Source organism: Actinomadura rugatobispora (genome assembly GCF_055379765.1).
On sequence record NZ_AP029191.1, the window covers coordinates 11,356,807 to 11,376,979 of the forward strand.

A 20,173-nucleotide genomic window follows, 5' to 3' on the forward strand; every position below is an offset into this window, starting at 1 on the left:
CGTGCCGTGCCCTCGGGTGCAGTCCCGCGCGCGGCGTCCAGTGCGATCCTCGCGGGCGTCGCCGCAGGATCAGCGGCTGATTTTCCGCTCAGCGGAAGACTCTTCGGGCCAGAACCCGGGCTCGTCGGCCGCGCCCCCGCGCCAGTGCACGGCGACGTCGCGGGACAGCGCGCGGGCCGCGGTGGTCAGCGGCGGCAGCAGCCGCCGCATGTCGGCGCTGCGGGTCCGGGCGACCAGCGACAGCGCCGCCACCACCGCCCCCCGCGCGTCGCGGACCGGCGCGGCCGCCGACGCGGCGCCCAGCGTCATCTCGTCCCGGGTCAGCGCGAACCCGTTGCGGCGCACGTGCTCCAGGCAGCGGCGCAGCTCGTCGGGATCGGTGATGGTGCGGGCGGAGTGGCGGGGCAGCCCGGCGGCCAGGATCTCCTCCCGGACCTCCTCCGGCGCGTACGCCAGCAGCACCTTGCCCACGCCGGTGGTGTGCAGCGGCAGCGTGGCCCCGACCTGCGTGACCACCGGCACCGAGCGGGTGCCGCGCAGCCGCTCCACGAACAGCGCGCGGCCGTCGCGCAGCACGGCCAGCTGGACGTTGTCGTGCGTGGCCTCGTACAGGTCCTCCATGTGCGGCAGGGCCAGCTCGCGCAGCCCGGTGACGGCGGGCGCCTGGCTGCCGATCCGCCACAGCCGGGTGCCGATGCGGTACGTGCCGTCGGGCACCCGCTCCAGGAAGCCCCCGGCGACCAGCTCGCCGACCAGCCGGTGGCCGGTCGCCAGCGGCAGCCCGGCCCGCCGGCAGATCTCGCTGAGGTTGAGGCGGACGCCGCCGAGGGCGAACGCGTCCAGGATCGCCATCACCTTGCGCGCCACGCTGGGCGGGCGCGCCGGCTCCGCTGCGCGCTCCCGCGCACGGTCTGGCACGCGATCCGACATCCTCTCCCGGCCTCCGTCGGCCCCGGCTACTCCCCCGCGTCCTCTTCCTCGTCCAGTACCCGCTGCGCGACGGCGAAGGCCGAATTGGCCGCGGGAACTCCACAATAGACGGCCGTCTGCAGCAGGACCTCCTTGATCTCGTCGCGGGTGAGGCCGTTGCGGAGCGCGGCGCGCACGTGCATCGCCAGCTCGTCGAGGTGGCCGCGGGCGACCAGGGCGGTGAGGGTGACGCAGCTGCGGGTCCTGCGGTCCAGCCCGGGGCGGGTCCAGATCTCGCCCCACGCGTACCGGGTGATCATGTCCTGGAAGTCGGCGGTGAACTCGGTGGTGCGGGCCTGCGCGCGGTCGACGTGGGCGTCGCCGAGCACCTCCCGGCGCACCTGGAGGCCGGCGGCGCGCCGCCGCTCGTCCGGCGTCGCGGAGTTCGTCGCGGGGTCGGTCGCCGGATCGGTCGCGGGGCTCATCGCGGGATTCCCTTCCAGGTGCGGTCCAGGTGCGTGGTGATCGCCTCGGCGACCGGGCCGGGCCGTTCGACCACGGCCAGGTGCCCGGCGCCGTCGACGACGGTCAGATCGGCCCCGGGGATGCCGGAGGCCAGCCGGTCGGCGTGCCCCGCGGGCGGGGTGGGGACGTCCTCCGCGCCCGCGATCACCAAGGTCGGCGCGGAGATCTCGGGCAGCCGCGCGGTGGCGTCGAACAGCGCCAGCGCGTCGCAGCAGGCCGCGTAGCCCCCGGGGTCGGTGGCGCGCAGCATCGCCACGTACGGCTCTGGCCCGCTGAATCCGGGCGCGAACCAGCGCGCCGCCGCCGTGTCGGCGACCGGCCCCACACCTTCGCGGCGGACCAGGGCGGCCCGCTCCCGCCACGCCTCCGCCGGGCCGAAGCGCGGCGAGGTGCAGACCAGAACGAGGCTGCCGACGCGTTCGGGGGCGGTCAGCGCCAGGGCCGTGCCGACCGCGCCGCCCAGCGACACCCCGGCGTAGGCGGCCTGCCGGACCCCGAGGTCGTCGAGCACGTCCACGAGCGCTGCGGCGAGGTTCTCGACGCTGAACCCGCCGCCGGGGGCCGGCGATCCGCCGTGGCCGGGCAGGTCGAACCGCAGCACCCGCCACCGCCCGGTCAGCGCGGGCAGCACCGGGGCCCACAGCTCCATGGAGGTGCCCAGGGACGGGCCCAGGATCACGACGGGCGCGTCGCCGGGGCCGTCGAGACGATGGTGCAGGATCATGCTCCTCCGTTCGGGGGGCGCCCTCCCGGACGGCCCGCGGCGCTCGCCCGGTAGGCGGCCAGCGCGACGTCCACCAGCCTCGGGGCCGCGCCCGTACCGGCGTCGGAACCCTGCTCTTCCAGGATCTCCAGCAGACCGCGCAGGTTGGCGGCCATCCGCTCCGGCCGCACCTCCAGGCCCTCGGCCAGCTCCGCCGCCGTCTCCGCCGCGCCGCCGGTCAGCCGCAGGCACTCGCGCAGCGGCTGCCACTCGGCGTGCCACTCCCCGGCGGGCCGCTCGTGCGGGGCGGCCAGGGACGCCATCAGGACCTGCGCGTAGGCGGGGACCTGCAGCGCCGCCGACCGGATCAGCGCGGCCATCGCCGGGTTGCGTTTGTGCGGCATCGCCGACGAGCCGCCCCGTCCGGGCGCGGCGGGCTCGGCCACCTCGTCGACCTCGCTCTGCGCGAGCAGCACGACGTCGGTGGCGAACTTGCCGAGCGCCCCGGCGGTCAGCGCCAGCGCCGAACCCAGCTCGGCGACCGGCGTGCGCCGGGTGTGCCAGGGCGCGGCCGGACGGTCCAGCCCGGCCTCGTCGGCGAACACCGCCGGCAGGTCGAGGGCCCGCTCCCCGTACGCGCCGAGAGTGCCGGCGGCGCCGCCCAGCTGCGCCGGCAGCGGCAGCGCGGCCAGCCGGTCCCGGGCCTCCAGCACGCCCAGCAGCCAGCCCCCCGCCTTCGCCCCGAAGGTCGTGGGGAGGGCCTGGCGGCCGAGCGTGCGGCCCGCGATCGGGGTGTCGCGGTACCGGTGCGCGATCCCGGCCAGCGCGCCCAGTGCCCGCCCGAGCGGGGCCAGGACGGCGCGCCTGGTACGGGTCGCGACGATCATGGCGGCGGTGTCGACGATGTCCTGGCTGGTCGCCCCGCGGTGGACGTGCTCGCCCGCGGCGCCCGCCAGCCGCCGCAGGTCGGCGACCAGCGGCACCACCGGATTGCCCGCGCCCCGCGCGCGGCGGGCCAGCCCGGCCAGGTCGAACCGGTCGGCGACCGCCGCCGCGGTGATGGCCGCGGCCGCCTCGGCGGGCACGACGCCCAGCCGGGCCTGCGCCCGGGCGAGCGCCGCCTCGGCGTCCAGCAGCGCCGCCAGCCAGGCGCGGTCGCCGGTGGCCGCCTCGGCCTCGGTCCCGGCGCGGACCGGCGACAGCAGGCCCGCGTCGGGCGACACGCCCTCGCCGGGCGCCCCGTCACCGGGCGCTGCGTCATCGGGCACTGCGCCGTCCGGCGCGGCCTCAGATCCCAAGGAAGACCGTCTCCCGCTCGCCCTGGAGGCGGACGTCGAAACGGTACGACCCGTCCGCCTCACGCTCCGCGATCAGGGTAGCGCGGCGGTCCTCCGGGACCTGGGACAGCAGCGGGTCGGTGGCGTGCGCGGCGGCGTCCTCGGGGAAGTACAGGCGGGTGAACACCGGCTTGAGCAGGCCGCGGGCGAAGACCAGCACCGAGATGCAGGGGGCGTCGCCGCCGGCCGCGCCGGGCCGGAGCGTGCTGAACCAGTAGCCGCCCGCCGCGTCGGTGCCGCAGCGGCCGAAGCCGGAGAAGCCGTGCCCGGCCCGCCTGAGCCCGCCCGTGCGGCGCGGGACCTCGCCCGAGCCGTCGGCCTGCCAGATCTCGACCAGCGCGTCGGGCACCGGGTCGCCGGCGCCGTCCAGGATCCGGCCGCGCACCGTGATCGCGCCCTCCCGCCCGGCGGGGGCCACCTCGGGGCCTCCCTCGTAGGGCAGCGCGTAGCCGAAGAAGGGGCCCACGGTCTGGGAGGGCGTCGGGGAAAGCTCGGTCATCACGCCTCCATCGGGGTGTCGCCCAGGACGATGTCCCACTGGTAGCCCAGCGCCCACTCCGGCTCGGTGGTGTCCAGGTCGAACCGGCAGACCAGGAGGTCGCGGTCCTTCTGGTCCGGGACGGACTGCATGATCGGGTCGTGGGCGAACAGCGGGTCGCCCGGGAAGTACATCTGCGTGACCAGCCGCTGGGTGAAGGCCGTGCCGAACACCGAGAAGTGGATGTGCGCGGGGCGCCAGGCGTTGGGGTGGTTGCGCCACGGGTAGGCGCCCGGCCTGATCGAGACGAACCGGTAGCGGCCCTCGTCGTCGGTCAGGCAGCGGCCGGCACCGGTGAAGTTGGGGTCCAGCGGCGCCGGATGCCGGTCGACGGCGTGCGCGTACCGGCCCGCCGCGTTGGCCTGCCAGACCTCCACCAGCGCGCCGCGGACGGGACGGCCCGCGCGGTCCAGCACCCGGCCGGCCACGATGATGCGCTCGCCGAGCGGCTCGCCCGCGTGCCGCCTGGTGAGGTCGGCGTCCATGGGGTGCAGTTCCTCGTGCCCGAAGACGGGCGAGGTCAGCTCGATGCCGTCCGGCCCCAGCTTGGGCATCACCGGCTCCCGGGAGGGCGCCCGCAGCAGGGTGCTCTTGTAGCCGGGGTACAGGTACGGAGGGTGTGTCATGCCCGGGCCCCTTCTTCCTCGCTCTTCGGCCCGGCCCCGAGACCGGGCGCGGTCCTCACGTCGGGTTCGGTGCGGGCGCGGATCTCCTCGACGCCGACGCCGGGCGCGGTCTCCACCAGCACCAGGCCGTCCGGGGTCACCTCGAGCACGCCCAGCTCGGTGATGATCAGGTCGACGCAGCCGGCCCCGGTCAGCGGGAGATCGCACTCGTCGACGATCTTGGGCGCGCCGTCCCGGCTGGTGTGGTTCATCACCACGATCACCCGGCCGGCGCCGTGCACCAGGTCCATCGCCCCGCCCATGCCCTTGATCATCTTGCCGGGCACCGACCAGTTGGCCAGGTCGCCGCGGGCCGAGACCTGCATGGCGCCCAGCACGGCGATGTCGATGTGGCCGCCGCGGATCATCCCGAACGACAGCGAGGAGTCGAAGTAGGCGGCCCCGGGCAGGACGGTCACCGTCTCCTTGCCCGCGTTGATCAGATCGGGGTCGACCTCGTCCTCCGCCGGGTACGGTCCCACGCCGAGCACGCCGTTCTCGGCGTGCAGGACGACCTCGCGCCCCGCGGGGACATGGCCCGGGATCAGGGTCGGCAGGCCGATCCCGAGGTTGACGTAGGCGCCGTCGGGCAGCTCCGCCGCCGCCCGCGCCGCGATCTCGTCCCTGGACCAGGCCATCAGCCCTCCCCCGTTCCGGCGTCGCGGGGCGCGGACACCGTGCGCCGCTCGATCGGCTTGTCGGCGGCCTGCTCCGGTGTCAGCCGCACCACCCGCTGCACGAAGACCCCGGGCAGGTGCACCGCGTCCGGGTCGAGCTCGCCGGGCTCCACCAGCTCCTCGACCTCGGCCAGGGTGATCCGGCCGGCCATGGCGCACAGCGGGTTGAAGTTGCGGGCGGCCTTGTCGAACACCAGGTTGCCGTGCCGGTCGCCCCTGGCCGCGCGCACCAGCGCGAAGTCGGTGGTGATGCTCTCCTCCAGGACGTACTCGCGGCCGCCGAACTCCCGCACCTCCTTGGCGGGCGAGGCCACCGCGACGCCGCCGCCCGGCGCGTACCGCCAGGGCAGCCCGCCCTCCGCGACCAGGGTGCCGACGCCGGCCGGGGTGTAGAAGGCGGGGATCCCGGCGCCGCCGGCCCGCATCCGCTCGGCCAGCGTGCCCTGCGGCATCAGCTCGACCTCGATCTCACCCGCCATGTACTGGCGGGCGAACTCCTTGTTGTCCCCGATGTAGGAGCCCCTCGCGCGCGCGATCCGCCCGGCGCCCAGCAGCCGCCCCAGCCCGCGGCCGTCCAGGCCGCAGTTGTTGGAGACGACGGTCAGCCCGCCCGATCCGCGGTCGTACAGCGCGTTGATGAGCACCGCGGGAACGCCGCAGAGCCCGAATCCGCCGACGGCCAGCGACGCTCCCTCGCCGATGTCGGCGACCGCCTCCGCCGCGGAGGCCACGACCTTGTCCATGCCCATACCCCGGTGCGCCCTCCCAGTCCGCGTGCGTCAGCCCCGCGCCTCGGCGGTGCCGCCGGGCCGCGGGATCTCCCCCACACTCGCATCCGTCACCGGTGCTGAAGTCCCCGACTTTCCGCCCAGCGGAAACTTCCACGGCCGCGCACCACCCGACGGGGGGCCGCACCGCACCGGAGCACAGCCCCTGAGCAGGGCGGACGGGTCAGGCGATGGGGAGGGCGGTCAGGAAGCGGGGAGGACCTCGGGAAGGCCGAACGTGGCGAACAGGGTGGTGTCGAAGAAGACCGACGCCTGGGTGATGCCCTCGCCGGTGATGCTGAGGACCTGGATCTGGTACGGCCGGTGCACGCCGTCCTCGTCGCGCCTGTACATGGCGAAGGCGGGCTGGCCGTTGGCCGCGGTCGGGACCAGCCGCAGCTCGCCGGGCTCGGGATCGCACTGGGCGAGGATGAGGCGGGCGATCACGTCGCGGCCGACGAACCACTGGGGGAACGGCGGCATCTCCCAGACCGCGTCCTCCTTGAACAGCTCGACCAGGCCCTTGATGTCGGCGTTCTCGAACAGCGAGGCGTAGCGGTCGAGCAGCTCGCGCTGGCCGGGGTCGGTCGGCTCGACCAGCTCGTCCTCTCTGGGGGCGACCTGCTGGAGCTGGGCGCGGGCGCGCTGCAGCGCGCTGTTGGCCGAGGCCGTGGAGATCCCCAGCAGCTCGGCGGCCTCGGCCGCCTTCCACTTCAGGACGTCCCGCAGGATCAGCACGACGCGCTGGTTGGGCGGCAGGTGCTGGAGCGCGGCCACGAAGGCCAGCCGGGTGGTCTCGCGGGAGGCCACGATGGTCGCCGGGTCGACCGCGTCGGCGCCGAGCACGCTGTCGGGCACGGGCTCCAGCCAGGGCACCTCGGGCGAGGCCACGACGGGGCGCTCGGGGTCGTCGCTGGGCGCGCCCAGACCGGAGGGCATCGGCCGGTTGCCGCGCTGGTCGATCGCGGTCAGGCAGCAGTTGGTCGCGATCCGGTAGAGCCAGGTGCGCAGCGACGACCGTCCCTCGAAGTTGCCGTAGGAGCGCCAGGCGCGCAGGTAGGTCTCCTGCACCAGGTCCTCGGCGTCGTGGATGGAGCCGAGCATGCGGTAGCAGTGCGCCAGCAGCTCGCGACGGTAGGGGTCGGCGAGGCGCTGGAAGTCCTGATCCTGCTCGATGGTGCTGTTGGTCATGGGTCGTCACCTTCGCTCGGGCGGCGGGCCGGGGCCGTCGGAGAGACCGTAGGCGATGCCACCGACAGAACGTCCGCGCAACCACATCATAGGCACTGACCTGCGAAGGAACGGAAGCCTCCGGAGGGCCGAGGAGTTGCGGACGGGCGCACGGTCGGTATCGGCGACTCACGTGAGAACGCTGATCGAACGGAGAACCCCCCGTGAAGACGGACACGGACGCGAGCACGGCCGGGCTGGCCGTGCTGGCGCTGCCCACGCTGCTGATCTCACTGGACATGAGCGTGCTGTACCTGGCGCTCCCGCTGCTGAGCGCGGATCTGGGCGCGGACGCCGCGGAGCAGCTGTGGATCATGGACGTGCACGGCTTCATGATCGCCGGTTTCCCTGTGACGATGGGCACGCTGGGCGACCGGATCGGCCGCCGCCGGCTCCTGATGTACGGCGCCGCCGCGTTCGGCGTGGTCTCGGTGCCGGCGGCCTGCTCCACCAGCGCGGAGATGCTGATCGCCACGCGCGCGGTGCTGTGATCGCGGCGGGGCTGGGCACCGCGGCGACCGGCTACGCGATCCTCACCACGATCGACGGCGGGGGCGCGCTGACGCCGCTGGTGACCGGCATCGTGACCATCAACGTCGGGAGCGGGCTCGCGGCGGCGCCGGGCACCGACCTGATCGTGGGCTCGGTCCCGCCGGAGCGGGCCGGGGCGGCGTCGGCGCTCTCGGAGACCGGCGCCGAGCTGGGCATCGCGCTGGGCGTGGCCACCGCGCTCTACCGCGGCGGGCTGACGGGCGCGCTGCCGGACGGGCTGCCCGGCGGAGCGGCGGAGCGGCCGAGGCGGCGCGCGAGGCGTTCGGCTCGGGGCTCGCCACCCTGATGGGGCTCAGCACGCTGCTGTTCGTGGCGCTGGCGGTGCTGGCCGCGCGGACTGACGCTCAGCCCGGAGCGATCATCGTCATCCCGGCGGCGCCGGCGGTCCCCATGGCCGCCAGCGCCGCCGGCGCGTCCTCCAGCCCGATGACCCGCGCCACCAGCGCGTCCGGGCGCAGCGTCCCGGCGCTCACCAGTTCCAGCATGGGGGCGTAGGCGTGGGCGGCCATCCCGTGGCTGCCGAGGATCTCCAGCTCCAGCGCGATCACCTGGTCCATCGGCAGCGGGGCGGGTCCGGCGGCGGGCGGCAGCAGGCCGACCTGCACGTGCCGTCCGCGGCGGCGCAGGCCCTCGACCGAGGCGCGGGCGGTGGCCGGGCTGCCGAGGGCGTCCAGGGAGACGTGCGCGCCGCCGCCGGTGATCTCCCGTACGGCGGCGGCCGGGTCCCCGGCGGACCCGTCGACGGCCTCGGCGGCGCCCAGCTCGCGGGCCAGGGCGAGCGCGTCCGCGGACACGTCGACGGCGACCACCCTGGCCCCGGCGGCGGCCGCGATCATCACGGCCGACAGCCCGACGCCGCCGCATCCGTGGACGGCGACCCACTCCCCCGGCGCGGTCCGGCCCCGGGCCAGGACGGCGCGGTAGGCGGTGGCGAACCGGCAGCCCAGCGCCGCGGCGGTCGTGTACGGCATCTCCTCCGGGAGGCCGACCAGGTTGACGTCGGCGGCGCCGAGCGCCACCAGTTCGGCGAACGACCCCCAGTGGCTGAAACCGGGCTGGGTCTGGTTCTCGCAGACCTGCTGGTCGCCCGCGGCGCAGGACGCGCACCGCCCGCACGCGCACACGAAGGGGACGGTCACCCGGTCGCCCGGCCGCCACCGCGCGACCCCGCCGCCCACGGCCTCGACGACCCCGGCGAGCTCGTGCCCGGGCACGTGCGGGAACGCCCGGATGTCGGGGTCGTGGCCCTGCCAGCCGTGCCAGTCGCTGCGGCACACGCCCGTCGCCAGGACCCGGACGACCGCGCCGCCCGGCGGCACGGGCGGATCGGGCACCTCCCGGACCTCCATCGGCCCGCCGAACGCCTCGTACACCACGGCCCGCATGATCACGCTCCTTCCGGCACGACGACGCCGGCGCAGCCGCGGGTCAGAAGGCGAAGCCGCCCGGGCGCCCGTTGCGGTCGGCCAGCAGCCCGGCGAGGGTGGCGAGGGCGATCTCGGCGGGGGTGCGGGAGCCGATGTTGAGCCCGATGGGGCGGTGCACCCGCGCGATGTCCCCGGCCGGGACGCCCAGCTCCTCCAGCGCGGGCACGTGCGGGGCCGGGTGGCGCGGGTTGCCCATGACGCCCACCCAGCGGACCCGGCGGGCCAGCACGTCGCGCAGCACCGGGCCCAGTTCGGGGCGGTGGTGGTCGGTGACCACCACGTCCGCCGTGCCGTCCAGCCAGGCGGGCGGTTCGGCCACCACGTCGATCGCCGGGCCCGCCGGGGCGTCCGGGCCGTCCGCGCGCTCCTTGTCGGGTTCCAGGAGGACTCCGCGGAAGCCGAGGTCGGCGCCGTACCGCAGCAGGAACGCCGCGACCGGCGAGGCGAACACCGCGACGAGGGCGCGGTCGGAGTGATCGGGCTGGACGGCGCCGTGCGCGACGTCGCACGACGGGTCGGTTGCGCTCATGACGGCAGTCTCCCGCGCCGCGGGGACGGGGTCCACCCTGCCCCCTCTGCCGCCCCTTTTGTCCCGCCTGTCTCCCCGCGCGGACGGCTTCCCGTGAGAAGACGGCCCCAACCTGGCCCGAACAGCGGTGAAACTCTTCCGCCAGAGCGGGTATACCTGCACCCTGGAGTGCACACATCCGTGCGTCCGGCTCGGGAGGGACAGTGAACGCGAGACCGGAGGGCGGCCCGCGCGTGGTGGTGGGAGTCGACGACTCCCCCGGGGCGCGGTGCGCACTCTCCTGGGCCATCGGCGAGGCGCGACTGCGCGGGCTGCCGCTCATGGTCGTGCACGCCGCGCCGCTCCCGCCGCACGTGTCCGCGGCGGGCCAGCTCGGCTGCGGCGTGACCGAGGCGCTGCGCTGCGCGGGGGCCGAGCTGATCGCCCGGCTGCTGGACGAGGTCGCGGGCGGCGCGCCGCACGGCCTGGAGATGACCGCCCTGGCACTGGTCGGGGAGCCGGGGGCCACGCTGGTGCGGCTGTCCCGCGAGGACGACATCCTGGTGGTGGGACGCGGGTCGCGGGGCCCGCTGTCGCGGCTGATGAGGCCCTCGGTGCGGCTGCACTGCGCGCGGCGCGCCAAGGCGACGTTCGTGTGCGTGCGCCCGCCCGCGCTCGACACGCTCCTGGAGTCGCTGGCGGCGCGGGAGGAGCCGCCCGCCCACGCCTCCGACCGCTCCAGGCTGCGCCGCCTCGTGCGCCGCCCCCGTCACATCTGACGCGCGCGCCCGGGACGGCCGGGCCGCCGTCAGGGCTCGCGAGGCTACGCGCCCTGGCCCACCCCTTGATCGGAGTCATGGCCCGGGCCGGACCCCGTACCGGGACCGGGCCCCGCGGTGGCGGCGTTCCCGTCGCCGGCGGGCGCCTCGGCGATCCGTTTGATCGCCGCGAGGCGGGCGTCCCACTCGGCGGCCACCCCGGCCATCCAGCGGGCCATGGCGGTCAGCCGTTCGGGACGGACCGTGTACCGGACCTCGCGGCCCCGCCGGTGCGCCGTCACCAGGCCCGCCGCGTCCAGGACGGCCAGGTGCTTGACCACCGCCTGCCGGGAGACCGGGAGGCCGGCCGCGAGCGTGGTGGCGCTCGCCTCGCCGCGCGCGGCCAGGACCTCCAGGATCGCCCGGCGGGTCGGATCGGCCAGCGCGGTCAGCACCTCGCCGGCGGTGTCGCGGTCGACGGTCATGCCGTCAGTGTCTCGATCTTCTTCCCCTCGGTGTGGTCGCGCACCCGCTCGGCCATGTCGGTCCAGCCCCCGCTGTGGTCCTGGAACGAGCGTGCGCGCTCCTCCTCGGAGATGGGCAGGGCGTCGAAGCCGCTCTCCACGATGCGCAGCAGGGTCCCGTCGCCGTCGGGCCTCAGGGTGAACTCGACCAGCGTGGAGTTGTCGTCGGTCGCCTCCTTGCCGGGCAGCAGGCTCGCCCAGCGGTAGGAGAAGACGCGCGGCGGCTCCACCGTCACGATCTTCATCGGGAAGACCCCCTGCTCGCCGTGGTCGACCACCATCCGCCCGCCGGGCTCCAGCCGGTCGATCTCGGCGGGCTTGCCGGCGACGGCGAACCAGGCGCCGACCTGCCCGGGCTCGGTGATCACCGCCCAGACCCGCTCCACCGGCGCCGCGATGGCGATCTCCCGCTCGATCCTGTCCTGGCCCATGACGTGCTCCCCTCTCGAAGTTCCCGGTGGGGTTCGCCCCGCCGGCCATCCTTGTGCAACTCCAGGGTTGCACCTCGCGAACGGAAGCGCAACCCTCGGGTTGCACGAGCATGCCCGGTTCCCCGGCCGGCCGCCGGGCGTGCGAAGGTTTCGGTCATGCGCAAGTACGTCATCGTCGGCGTGCAGGGAAGCGGCAAGGGCACGCAGTCGCTGCTGCTCGCCCGCGACCTGGACCTGGTCCACATCAGCGTGGGCGACATCTTCCGCTGGCACGTCCAGCACCACACCAAGCTGGGCGCCCAGGTCCGCCGGATCATGGCGGCGGGTGAGCTGGTCGGGGACGACCTGGTGGAGAAGGTCGTCCGGGACCGCCTGGAGCTGCACGACTGGAACTTCGGGTTCGTCGTCGAGGGCTTCCCGCGCAACCGCAGGCAGGCCGAGTTCTTCCTGGAGAGCTACGACCTGGACGGGGTCATCCACCTCGACCTGCCCGACGTGGAGGTGCGCCGCCGGGTGCTGGCGCGGCGGCTGTGCGCCGGCTGCGGGATGGACTACAACCTCATCGCCGACCGGCCCGAGGTCGAGGGCCGCTGCGACGTGTGCGGCGGCGAGCTGTTCAGCCGCGAGGACGACACCGAGGAGGCCCTGGCCGAACGGCTCCGCATCTACCACGAGAAGACCGACCCGGTCCTGGAGCTGTTCCGGCGCAAGGAGTACGTGGTGACGGTCGACGCCCGCGCGGGCATCGACGAGGTCCAGAGGAACCTGCGGCTGAAGCTGGGCCTCCCCCTCCCCAGGGCCTCCTGACGCGGAAAAGGGGTTGCGGACCGCGGACGGCGCCTGCCACCATCGCCGCATGATCGTACGAAAGGACCACGGCGAAGTCGCTCGGTGAGCCGGGCCACAGCCGTCGAGCGGTTCCGGCGGGCGCTTCCGATCCGGGACGAATGGCTCGACCACGCACTGTCCACCCTCCCCTCCGACCGGGTGGCGGCCGAGGCCGCCGTCACCGAGCTGTACCGGCTGATCGGCAAGGACGCGCCCCGCTTCTGCTGGGTCGAGTCGCCCGCCGCCGCCCTCTCCGGATTCCCCCCGGGAGAACCCCCGCGCCTGAGATCGGACGAGCTCCCCGCGCGGGAGGCCGACTGGCCGACCGTCTCCCGCCTCGCCTCCCTGATGTCGGCCCTGCGCGGCCGCCTGGACGCGCTGCTCAACACCCCGCGCGGTCACCTCTGGCGGCAGCGCCCCACGGGCCTCACGAGCGCCGGCGAGGATCCCGAGGAGGCCCTGCGCGAAGGGGCCGACCTCCAGCCCCTGCTCGACCTCACCGTCCGGGACTCCCTCACCGGCTCTGTCCGGGACGGCCTGACCGGCCATGTCCGGACGGCCCTGAGAGAGACCGCCGGTAACGCCACCGGCCTGCCCTGGTACGGGCAGCACGACGCGTACTGGATCGCGCACCACGACGTGCCCAGGCGTCTCGGCATGGCGTCCTACGGCCCGGCCGACGACCACCAGCTCGATCTGTGGGCCGCCCTGGCCCGCTCCTGCGGCTGGTGGTGGCCGGACGACGGCGTGTGCGTCATGGCGGAGCGCACCACGGCCGTCCACACCGAGCCGGTGCCCGGCTCCACCACCGGCGAGGTACGGCTCCACAACGCCTCAGGGCCGGCGCTGCGGTACGCCGACGGCTGGTCCCTGTACGCCTGGCACGGCACCCGCGTACCCGCTTGGGTCGTCGAAGATCCCAACGTCCGGCGCATCGACCTGGAGCTCAACGTCGAGGTGCGGCGCTGCGCCATCGAGCACCTGGGCTGGGACACCTACATCGAGCAGGCCGGGCTCGCCCTGGTCGCCTCCTCCCCCGATCCGGGCAATCCCGGCTGCGCGCTGCACCTGTACGAGATGCCGCTCGCGGCCTGGGGCGGGCCGGCGCGGGTGCTGCTGGCCGTCAACGGCTCGGTGGAACGCGACGGGCACCGCCGCCGGTACGGGCTGAGCGTCCCGGCCGCCCTCGACGATCCCGTCGCCGCCGCGGGCTGGTCCTACGGGCTGACCGGCGACCAGTACGCGCGGCTCGTCCGGCGCACCTGACCCGGCGCCCTCCCCCTCCTTCCGATACCGCACAAGGTGATCTTCATGAGCATGAACATGACCGGCACCACGCTCTCCGACCTCACCCGCCGCACCGGCCTCGACGTCCTCGACCATCTGGAGCGGGAGGCGGCCGTCCCGGTCGTCGACGGCCTCCAGGCGCAGGGCGACCTGATCGTCATCCCGTTCGCCATGGTCGAGGACGCGGTGCGGCTCCCCGACCCGAAGCGCTGGCGCCGCGTGCCCGCCGCCGGCGTGGAACTGCTGCGCGGCGCGGCCGGCGGCAACGCGCACACCCTGGTCGCCGACCCTGGCGCCTGCACGTGGACGACCGACCTGTACGACCGGGAGGCGCTGGCGCTGGGCGCGTTCCGCGCCACCGAGGTCGTCTACCTGCTGCATCCCGAGCACGGCGGCAGCGGGGTCGCGCCGGGGACCTACGTGGTCCGCCGCCAGCGCGAGGCCGGTGCCCCGCCGCGGCAGGGCACCGGCCGGCTCCCCGCCGGCAACCGCTACGTGGCCGACTGATCCGCGTCCGCCGAGTAGGGGCGCGCAGGCCCCCTGGGGGACCACGGGCGTTCATCTCACGGCCGTCTCGGGCTGTTACCTCTGGCGCCGTGAGATGCGCCCTCCCCCGTCCCCACCGGCCGGCCGCCCGGATCGCCGCCGCCTGCCCGCTCCTCGTACCGCTCCTCGTCCTGGTGCTGGTCCTCCCCGGCTGCGGCACGGCGACCGGCTCGGACTCGATCGCCGGGCGGGACGCCCTGGTGGTCGGGGTCAAGGCCGACCAGCCCGGACTGGGCCTGAGGGGCCCCGACGGGACGTTCAGCGGCTTCGAGGTCGAGGTCGGCCGGTACATCGCGCGGCGCGTGGGCGCCGCCCGCGTCGGCTTCCGGGCGGTCACCTCGGAGAACCGGGAGCGGATGCTGGAGGAGGGCCAGGTCGACCTGGTGCTGGCCTCGTACTCGATCACCGCCGACCGGTCCCGGCAGGTGACCTTCGGCGGCCCGTACTACGTGGCCCACCAGGACATCATGGTGCGCCGGAGCGACACCGCGATCCGCACGATCCGGGACCTGACCGGGCGGCGGATGTGCCAGGCCGCCGGCTCGGTGTCCACCGAGCGCGTGGTCGAGGGGCTGGGGGTGCGCCCCCGGCTCGTCCCGGCGCCGTCCTACGCCGCGTGCGTGGACAGGCTCCTGAGCGGGGACCTCGACGCGGTGTCGACCGGGGACCTGGTGCTGGCCGGGTTCGCCGCGCGGGCGCGGGCCTCGCTGCGGATCGTGAACGCGCCGTTCACCGAGGAGCGGTACGGCGTCGGGCTGCGCAAGGGCGACCTCGACGGGTGCGAGGCGGTCAACACGGCGATCACCCAGATGTACCAGTCGGGCGAGGCGGCGCGCCTGCTGCGCGTGTGGTTCGGCTCGACCGGGCTGAAGCTCACCGAGTCCGTCCCCGAGTTCGAGGGCTGTTCCTAAGGCCGCCTCAGAGCAGCCTCGGTGTCCGCGGGCGCGGCGGGCGGCAGGGCCGGGGAGGCGTCGACGACCTCGCGCAGCGCCCGCAGCCCGTGCCGGACGAGGGGGTGGTCGCGGCCGCCGCGCCGGACGCAGACCTGCACCCGCCGCACCGGCAGCGGGTCGCCGTCCAGGGGGACGCGCACCACGGGCCGCCCGGACGACACCTCGGCCAGCCTGGGCATCAGGGAGACGCCGAGGCCGTGCCCGACCAGCGCGGAGATCGTCGGCCACTCGGTCGCGTAGTGCGCCACCCGCGGGTTGTAGCCGGCCGCGGCGCAGTAGGTCAGGATGCGCTCGTGGTGGTGGCAGGTGCCGCGGGCGGGGATGATCCACGGCTCGGCGGCGGCCTCGGCGAGCCGGACGGCGGGCCGCCCGGCCAGCGGGTGCCCGGCCGGGACGAGCAGGTCGTGCGGCTCCTCCACCAGCAGGTGCTGGTCGAAGCGGCCGTCGCCGGGCGGCGGGGCGTCCTCGTTGGGGTCGATCAGGGCGATGTCGGCGTCGGTGGCCAGCAGCAGGTCGAAGCCGCCGGCGGTGCCGCACTCGCTCACCTGGACGGTCAGGCCGGGGTGCCGCTCGCGCAGCAGGGCGGCGGCCGGGGCCAGCAGCCCGACGACGGCGGTGGCGAAGCCGCACATGCGCAGCAGCCCCGCCTCTCCCGCGCGGTAGGACTCCAGTGCCGTCTCGGCCTCCTCCCAGCGGGCCAGGAGGGCGTCGGCGTGCTCGACGACCAGGTGCGCGGCCGAGGTCAGCCGGATGCCGCGCCCGCGCGGCTCCACCAGCGGGACGCGCAGTTCCCGGGAGAGCTCGCGCAGGTGGTGGGAGACCGCCGAGGGGGTCAGGTGCAGGACCCCCGCGGCGGCGGTGACCGTCCCGTGCCGGTGGACGGCGCGCAGCACCTGGAGGCGGCGCAAATCGATCATGCAATATCTTTTCACATATCACCGCGGAAATGTGAAATGGACCGCAACGCTCGGCGGGGCGCAGACTGCTGTCCATGAGTTCCACCGAGAAGATCGTCTCCCGGCACGCGACCAGTGACGGCATCGTCGTCTGGAGCCGCTGCGCCTGCGGCCGGCTCCGCATGACGCTGATCCCCTACGACCCGTCCCCCTGCGGGCAGGAGCGGCGGCTCACGGCCGGGGGCCGCTGCCCCGAGTGCGGCTGAACGGTCAGGCGGGCGGCAGGTCCACCAGGGCGGCCAGGGCCGCGCGGTGGCGGTCGGGCGTGCCCAGCGCCAGCGCGGCGCTCTTGGCCCGCTTGAGGTAGAGGTGCGCGGGGTGCTCCCAGGTGAACCCGATGCCGCCGTGCATCTGGACGCACTCCTCGGCGGCCTTCACGGCGACGGCCGAGCAGTGCGCCTGCGCGACCGCCACCGCGACCGGGGTGCCGGCGTCGCCGGTCGCGGCGCACACGGCGGCGTTGCGGGCGACGGCGCGGGCCTGGGTGATCGAGGTCCACAGGTCGGCGAGGCGGTGCTTGAGCCCCTGGTACGAACCGACCGGGCGGCCGAACTGGTAGCGGGTCTTCAGGTACTCCACCGTGGTGTCCAGGCAGCGTTCGGCCAGGCCGAGCTGCTCGGAGGCCAGCATCGCGGCTCCGGTCGTCAGCGCGGCCCGTACCGCGGCCTCCCCGTCGGCGCCGCCCGCGACCAGGCGCGCCGGGGCGTCGGCGAGGGCCACGTCGCACAGCCGCCGGGTCATGTCCAGGGACGTGACCGGGGTGCGCACGGCGTCGCCGGCGTCCACCGCGTACAGGCCGTCGGAGGCGGGGACCAGCAGGACCTCGGCTGCCTCCCCTCCGGCCACGCGCGCTATCTCGCCGGTGAGCCGGCCGCCGGCGGCCCGTACCGTCCCGCCCAGGGGCGCGTCCGGCGCGGTGCCGAGCGGCACGGCCAGGACCGCGATCCGCTCGCCCGCGGCCACGCCCGGCAGCAGTTCGCGGTCGCCCGCCGCGCCGAGCGCGGCGATGGCGAACACCGCGGCGCCGAGGAACGGCACCGGCGCGACGGCCCGGCCCAGCTCCTCCATGACCACGGCGGTCTCGCGCCAGGTCGCGCCCGCGCCGCCGAGGTCCTCGGCGACGGGCAGCCCGGTGACGCCCATCCGGGCCAGCGCCTGCCAGAGCGCGGCGTCGTAGGGGTCGTCCTTCTCCGTCCCGGCGAGCACGTCGGCCCACCCGGCCTTGTCGTCGAGGAGCTCCCGGACGCCGGCGCGCAGGTCGTTCTCGATCTCGCTGTAGAGGAGGTCGTTCACTTGGGCAGGTCCTTCCACGCCACGTCCTTGTCCACCCGGATCTCGCCGGGCAGGCCCAGCACCCGCTCGGCGATGATGTTGCGCAGGATCTCCGAGGTGCCGCCCTCGATGGAGTTGCCCTTGGCGCGCAGGTAGCGGTAGCCGGGCGAGCGGCGGGTGAAGTCGACCTCGTTGGGGCGGCGCATGGTCCAGTCGTCGTAGCGCAGCCCCTCATCGCCGAGGATCTCCAGCTCCAGCCCGGAGATCTCCTGGTTGAGGCGGGCGAAGGCGAGCTTGGCGGCCGAGCCCTCCGGGCCGGGGTCGCCGGCGGCCAGCGCCTGCCGCAGCCGGGCGCCGGTGAGCCGGGCGGCCTCGGCCTCCACCCACAGCCGCAGCAGCGCGTCGTGCAGGCCGGGGGTGCGCAGCTCGGGACGGTCCCGCCACAGCCCCGCGACCACGCCGATCATGCCGCCCTCGCGCGGGGCGGCGGCGCCGCCGATGGCGACCCGCTCGTTCATCAGGGTGGTGGTGGAGACCTTCCAGCCGTCGCCGACCGCGCCGAGCCGGTGCTCGTCGGGGATCCGCACGTCGGTGAGGAAGACCTCGTTGAACTCGGCCTCCCCGGTGATCTGCCGCAGCGGCCGCACCTCGACGCCGGGCGCGCGCATGTCGCAGACGAAGTAGGTCATGCCGCGGTGCTTGGGCACGTCGGGGTCGGTCCGGGTGACCAGCAGCGCCCAGCGCGCCTCGTGCGCCATCGACGTCCAGACCTTCTGGCCGTTGACGATCCAGGCGTCGCCGTCGCGGACGGCGCGGGTGCCGAGCGCGGCGAGGTCGGAGCCGGCGCCGGGCTCGCTGAACAGCTGGCACCAGATCTCCTCGCCCGTCCACAGCGGGCGCAGGAACCGCTCGCGCTGCTCCCGGGTGCCCGCGGCGAGGATGGTGGGCGCGGCCATGCCCAGGCCGATGCCGTTGCGCTCGGGGTTGTTGCGCGGCGCGCCCGCCGCGGCGAACGCGGCGTCCACGCCCGGCTGCAGTTCCCGCGGCGCGCCGAGGCCGCCGAGGCCCTCGGGGTAGTGCACCCACGCGAGCCCGGCGTCGAACCTGGCGCGCAGGAACTCCAGGGGCTCCAGGGCGGCCGGATCGTGACCGGCCAGGAACTCCCGGACCCGCCGGTCCAGCTCGTCGGCGCCGGGCGGTGCTGTGCTCACAGGGCGAAACCTCCGCTGGACGGGGCGGGACGGCGGCGGGGTGGCGCCGCCGCCGGGACATACCAACCGGTCGGTATGGCCTCACCCTAGAAATTCGGAAGGGTGGCCGTCAACGTGCCGGGCCCCGGGTTTGGAACGGTCACAATCTGAGGGCCCGCCGCCCTCGACCGCGCACACCGTCACGCGGCGCCACGCATCCGGGCGCGGCGGGACGGGCGCGGCGGGACGGGCGCGGTCAGGGCAGCCGGGGCAGCGGGGCCCGGTTGAGCCACGCGTCCAGCAGCTCCCGCACGGGCACGTGGGCGTGCGCCTGGGCGAACAGGACGAAGCGTCCGGTGGTGACCGAGCCGTGCCGGTTCTGGTCCGTCCAGGCGCGCAGCATCGCGAAGAAGCGGGCGTCGCCCATCGTGCGCCGCAGCGCGTGCAGCGCGAGCGCCCCGCGCTTGTAGACCCGGTCGTCGAAGATGCGTTCCGCGCCGGGATCGGACAGCACCAGGTCCTGGGGCCGCCGGGAGACCCGGCCGTGCCAGCGCACCGCGTGCTCGTCGGCGGGCTCACCCCCGGAGAACTCCGACCACAGCCACTCGGCGTAGGTGGCGAACCCCTCGTGCAGCCAGATGTCGCGCCAGTCCGCCAGCGTCAGACTGTTGCCGAACCACTGGTGCGCCAGCTCGTGCGCGACCAGCCGCTCCTCGCCGCGCGCGCCGTCGGCGTGGTTGGTGCCGAAGACCGACATGCCCTGCGCCTCGACCGGGATCTCCAGCTCGTCGTCGGCGACCACGACGGTGTAGGCGCCGAACGGGTACGGCCCGAACAGCTCCGCGAACCGCTCGATCATCTCGCCCTGGCGGCCGAAGTCGTGCCGGACGCGGCCCTCGGCCTCGGCCGGGTACACCAGCCGCTGCGGCACCGGCGCGCCCGTCACCTCCACGCTGCGGTACCGGCCGATCTGGACGCTGGCCAGGTAGGGCGCCATCGGCTCGGGCTGCTCGTACACCCAGGTGGTGGTGGCCCCCGACGAGCGCCGGCCGGCCAGCCGCCCGTTGGCGACGACGTGGTACGCGGACGCGGTCGTCACCGAGATCCGGTGCCGCGCCTTGTCCTGGACGCGGTCGTTGCACGGGAACCACGACGGCGCCCCGGTCGGCTGCGCGGCGACCAGCGACCCGTCGGTGAGCTGCTCCCAGCCGAGCCCGCCCCACGGGCTGGACAGCGGGCGCGGGTTGCCCGAGTAGCGGACCTCGACGGTGCAGGGCTCCCCTTCCGGCAGGCGCCGCGGCAGGGTGAGGTGCAGCTTGTCGCGGCGCTGCCTGAAGCGGGCGGCCCGCCCGTCCACCAGCGCCTTCCCGATCCGGAACGGTCCCAGGTCCAGCGCGAGGCGGTCGAGCGGGACGCGCGGGATGACCTCCAGCCGCGCCACGCCGGTCAGCCGGTTGGGCCCGACGCGGTAGTCCAGTTCCAGGTCGTAGGAGGCGACGCGGTACTCGGCGCTGCCGCGTTCGGGGAAGTAGGGGGGCCGGGCGCCGCTCGCGCCGGTGCTCCGGGCGCGGGCTCCGGTCATGCGGGTGC

24 protein-coding genes and 1 pseudogene are annotated in these 20,173 nt (G+C 75.2%); 8 read left to right on the forward strand and 17 right to left on the reverse strand.

Annotated features, from left to right (window positions below):
• Positions 1-69 precede the first annotated feature (69 nt).
• The 9 genes from ACZ466_RS50890 to ACZ466_RS50930 all read right to left on the reverse strand — a co-directional run bounded on the left by ACZ466_RS50890 (position 70) and on the right by ACZ466_RS50930 (position 7,312).
• A complete protein-coding gene (locus ACZ466_RS50890) occupies positions 70-918 on the reverse strand; it encodes an IclR family transcriptional regulator (RefSeq protein ID WP_378281193.1) in 849 nt (282 codons plus the stop codon).
• Between the two features lie 38 nt (positions 919-956).
• A complete protein-coding gene (gene pcaC, locus ACZ466_RS50895; protein WP_378281194.1) occupies positions 957-1,394 on the reverse strand; it encodes a 4-carboxymuconolactone decarboxylase in 438 nt (145 codons plus the stop codon).
• The gene (gene pcaD / locus ACZ466_RS50900; protein WP_378281195.1) at positions 1,391-2,158 is read right to left on the reverse strand and encodes a 3-oxoadipate enol-lactonase; all 768 of its coding nucleotides are present in this window, start codon (positions 2,156-2,158) and stop codon (positions 1,391-1,393) included. Before pcaD ends, pcaC begins: the two co-directional genes overlap by 4 nt.
• On the reverse strand, positions 2,155-3,405 hold the full coding sequence (gene pcaB / locus ACZ466_RS50905) for a 3-carboxy-cis,cis-muconate cycloisomerase (protein WP_464042210.1): 1,251 nt from the start codon (positions 3,403-3,405) through the stop codon (positions 2,155-2,157). Before pcaB ends, pcaD begins: the two co-directional genes overlap by 4 nt.
• Before the next feature lie 19 nt (positions 3,406-3,424).
• Entirely contained in the window at positions 3,425-3,973 is a 549-nt protein-coding gene (pcaG, locus tag ACZ466_RS50910) for a protocatechuate 3,4-dioxygenase subunit alpha (RefSeq protein ID WP_378291956.1), read from the reverse strand.
• On the reverse strand, positions 3,973-4,638 hold the full coding sequence (gene pcaH, locus ACZ466_RS50915) for a protocatechuate 3,4-dioxygenase subunit beta (RefSeq protein ID WP_378291954.1): 666 nt from the start codon (positions 4,636-4,638) through the stop codon (positions 3,973-3,975). The genes pcaG and pcaH overlap by 1 nt, the downstream gene beginning before the upstream one ends.
• Positions 4,635-5,315: a CoA transferase subunit B gene (locus ACZ466_RS50920; RefSeq protein ID WP_378291951.1), complete on the reverse strand. Its 681-nt coding sequence runs from the start codon at positions 5,313-5,315 to the stop codon at positions 4,635-4,637. Before ACZ466_RS50920 ends, pcaH begins: the two co-directional genes overlap by 4 nt.
• Positions 5,315-6,097: a CoA transferase subunit A gene (locus ACZ466_RS50925; RefSeq protein ID WP_378291949.1), complete on the reverse strand. Its 783-nt coding sequence runs from the start codon at positions 6,095-6,097 to the stop codon at positions 5,315-5,317. The genes ACZ466_RS50920 and ACZ466_RS50925 overlap by 1 nt, the downstream gene beginning before the upstream one ends.
• Before the next feature lie 228 nt (positions 6,098-6,325).
• A complete protein-coding gene (locus ACZ466_RS50930; RefSeq protein WP_464042213.1) occupies positions 6,326-7,312 on the reverse strand; it encodes a sigma-70 family RNA polymerase sigma factor in 987 nt (328 codons plus the stop codon).
• Between the two features lie 203 nt (positions 7,313-7,515).
• Here ACZ466_RS50930 and ACZ466_RS50935 point away from each other — a divergent pair.
• Positions 7,516-7,839: pseudogene (locus ACZ466_RS50935) on the forward strand (MFS transporter); the annotation flags it as partial.
• Positions 7,839-8,189, forward strand: a complete 351-nt coding sequence (locus ACZ466_RS50940) for an MFS transporter (RefSeq protein WP_378291945.1) — start codon at positions 7,839-7,841, stop codon at positions 8,187-8,189. The pseudogene ACZ466_RS50935 and the gene ACZ466_RS50940, both read left to right, overlap by 1 nt.
• Before the next feature lie 58 nt (positions 8,190-8,247).
• On the opposite strand, the gene ACZ466_RS50945 is transcribed toward ACZ466_RS50940, so the two are convergent.
• Positions 8,248-9,288: a zinc-binding dehydrogenase gene (locus ACZ466_RS50945; RefSeq protein WP_464042215.1), complete on the reverse strand. Its 1,041-nt coding sequence runs from the start codon at positions 9,286-9,288 to the stop codon at positions 8,248-8,250.
• Positions 9,289-9,331: 43 nt separating this feature from the next.
• Positions 9,332-9,859 (reverse strand): XdhC family protein, encoded by a 528-nt coding sequence (locus ACZ466_RS50950; protein WP_378291940.1) that lies wholly within the window; start codon positions 9,857-9,859, stop codon positions 9,332-9,334.
• A 203-nt stretch (positions 9,860-10,062) separates the two neighbouring features.
• On the opposite strand from ACZ466_RS50950, the gene ACZ466_RS50955 reads away from it, so the two are divergent.
• Complete coding sequence (locus tag ACZ466_RS50955) at positions 10,063-10,617, forward strand: universal stress protein (RefSeq protein ID WP_378291938.1); 555 nt, start codon at positions 10,063-10,065, stop codon at positions 10,615-10,617.
• A gap of 44 nt (positions 10,618-10,661) precedes the next feature.
• Here the strand turns inward: ACZ466_RS50955 and ACZ466_RS50960 are convergent, their stop codons facing one another.
• Together ACZ466_RS50960 and ACZ466_RS50965 are read right to left on the reverse strand one after the other, a co-directional pair.
• Entirely contained in the window at positions 10,662-11,081 is a 420-nt protein-coding gene (locus tag ACZ466_RS50960; protein WP_378291936.1) for an ArsR/SmtB family transcription factor, read from the reverse strand.
• On the reverse strand, positions 11,078-11,551 hold the full coding sequence (locus ACZ466_RS50965) for an SRPBCC family protein (RefSeq protein WP_378291934.1): 474 nt from the start codon (positions 11,549-11,551) through the stop codon (positions 11,078-11,080). Before ACZ466_RS50965 ends, ACZ466_RS50960 begins: the two co-directional genes overlap by 4 nt.
• Before the next feature lie 156 nt (positions 11,552-11,707).
• Here ACZ466_RS50965 and ACZ466_RS50970 point away from each other — a divergent pair, with 156 nt between their 5' ends.
• The 4 genes from ACZ466_RS50970 to ACZ466_RS50985 all read left to right on the forward strand — a co-directional run bounded on the left by ACZ466_RS50970 (position 11,708) and on the right by ACZ466_RS50985 (position 15,123).
• Positions 11,708-12,358 (forward strand): adenylate kinase family protein, encoded by a 651-nt coding sequence (locus ACZ466_RS50970; RefSeq protein ID WP_378291932.1) that lies wholly within the window; start codon positions 11,708-11,710, stop codon positions 12,356-12,358.
• An 84-nt stretch (positions 12,359-12,442) separates the two neighbouring features.
• Entirely contained in the window at positions 12,443-13,645 is a 1,203-nt protein-coding gene (locus ACZ466_RS50975) for a DUF6745 domain-containing protein (RefSeq protein WP_378291930.1), read from the forward strand.
• A gap of 45 nt (positions 13,646-13,690) precedes the next feature.
• Complete coding sequence (locus ACZ466_RS50980; protein ID WP_378291928.1) at positions 13,691-14,173, forward strand: hypothetical protein; 483 nt, start codon at positions 13,691-13,693, stop codon at positions 14,171-14,173.
• An 89-nt stretch (positions 14,174-14,262) separates the two neighbouring features.
• Complete coding sequence (locus ACZ466_RS50985) at positions 14,263-15,123, forward strand: glutamate ABC transporter substrate-binding protein (RefSeq protein ID WP_378291926.1); 861 nt, start codon at positions 14,263-14,265, stop codon at positions 15,121-15,123.
• Here ACZ466_RS50985 and ACZ466_RS50990 read toward each other — a convergent pair.
• The gene (locus ACZ466_RS50990) at positions 15,120-16,082 is read right to left on the reverse strand and encodes a LysR family transcriptional regulator (protein ID WP_378291924.1); all 963 of its coding nucleotides are present in this window, start codon (positions 16,080-16,082) and stop codon (positions 15,120-15,122) included. The genes ACZ466_RS50985 and ACZ466_RS50990 overlap by 4 nt on opposite strands.
• A 74-nt stretch (positions 16,083-16,156) precedes the next feature.
• Here ACZ466_RS50990 and ACZ466_RS50995 point away from each other — a divergent pair, with 74 nt between their 5' ends.
• A complete protein-coding gene (locus ACZ466_RS50995) occupies positions 16,157-16,327 on the forward strand; it encodes a hypothetical protein (protein ID WP_378291922.1) in 171 nt (56 codons plus the stop codon).
• Positions 16,328-16,331: 4 nt separating this feature from the next.
• Here ACZ466_RS50995 and ACZ466_RS51000 read toward each other — a convergent pair whose 3' ends face one another.
• From ACZ466_RS51000 to ACZ466_RS51010, 3 genes are all read right to left on the reverse strand, one after another.
• Entirely contained in the window at positions 16,332-17,414 is a 1,083-nt protein-coding gene (locus tag ACZ466_RS51000; protein ID WP_378291920.1) for an acyl-CoA dehydrogenase family protein, read from the reverse strand.
• On the reverse strand, positions 17,411-18,604 hold the full coding sequence (locus ACZ466_RS51005) for an acyl-CoA dehydrogenase family protein (RefSeq protein ID WP_378291918.1): 1,194 nt from the start codon (positions 18,602-18,604) through the stop codon (positions 17,411-17,413). Before ACZ466_RS51005 ends, ACZ466_RS51000 begins: the two co-directional genes overlap by 4 nt.
• 235 nt (positions 18,605-18,839) lie before the next feature.
• Positions 18,840-20,165 (reverse strand): M1 family metallopeptidase, encoded by a 1,326-nt coding sequence (locus ACZ466_RS51010; protein WP_378291915.1) that lies wholly within the window; start codon positions 20,163-20,165, stop codon positions 18,840-18,842.
• Positions 20,166-20,173 lie beyond the last annotated feature (8 nt).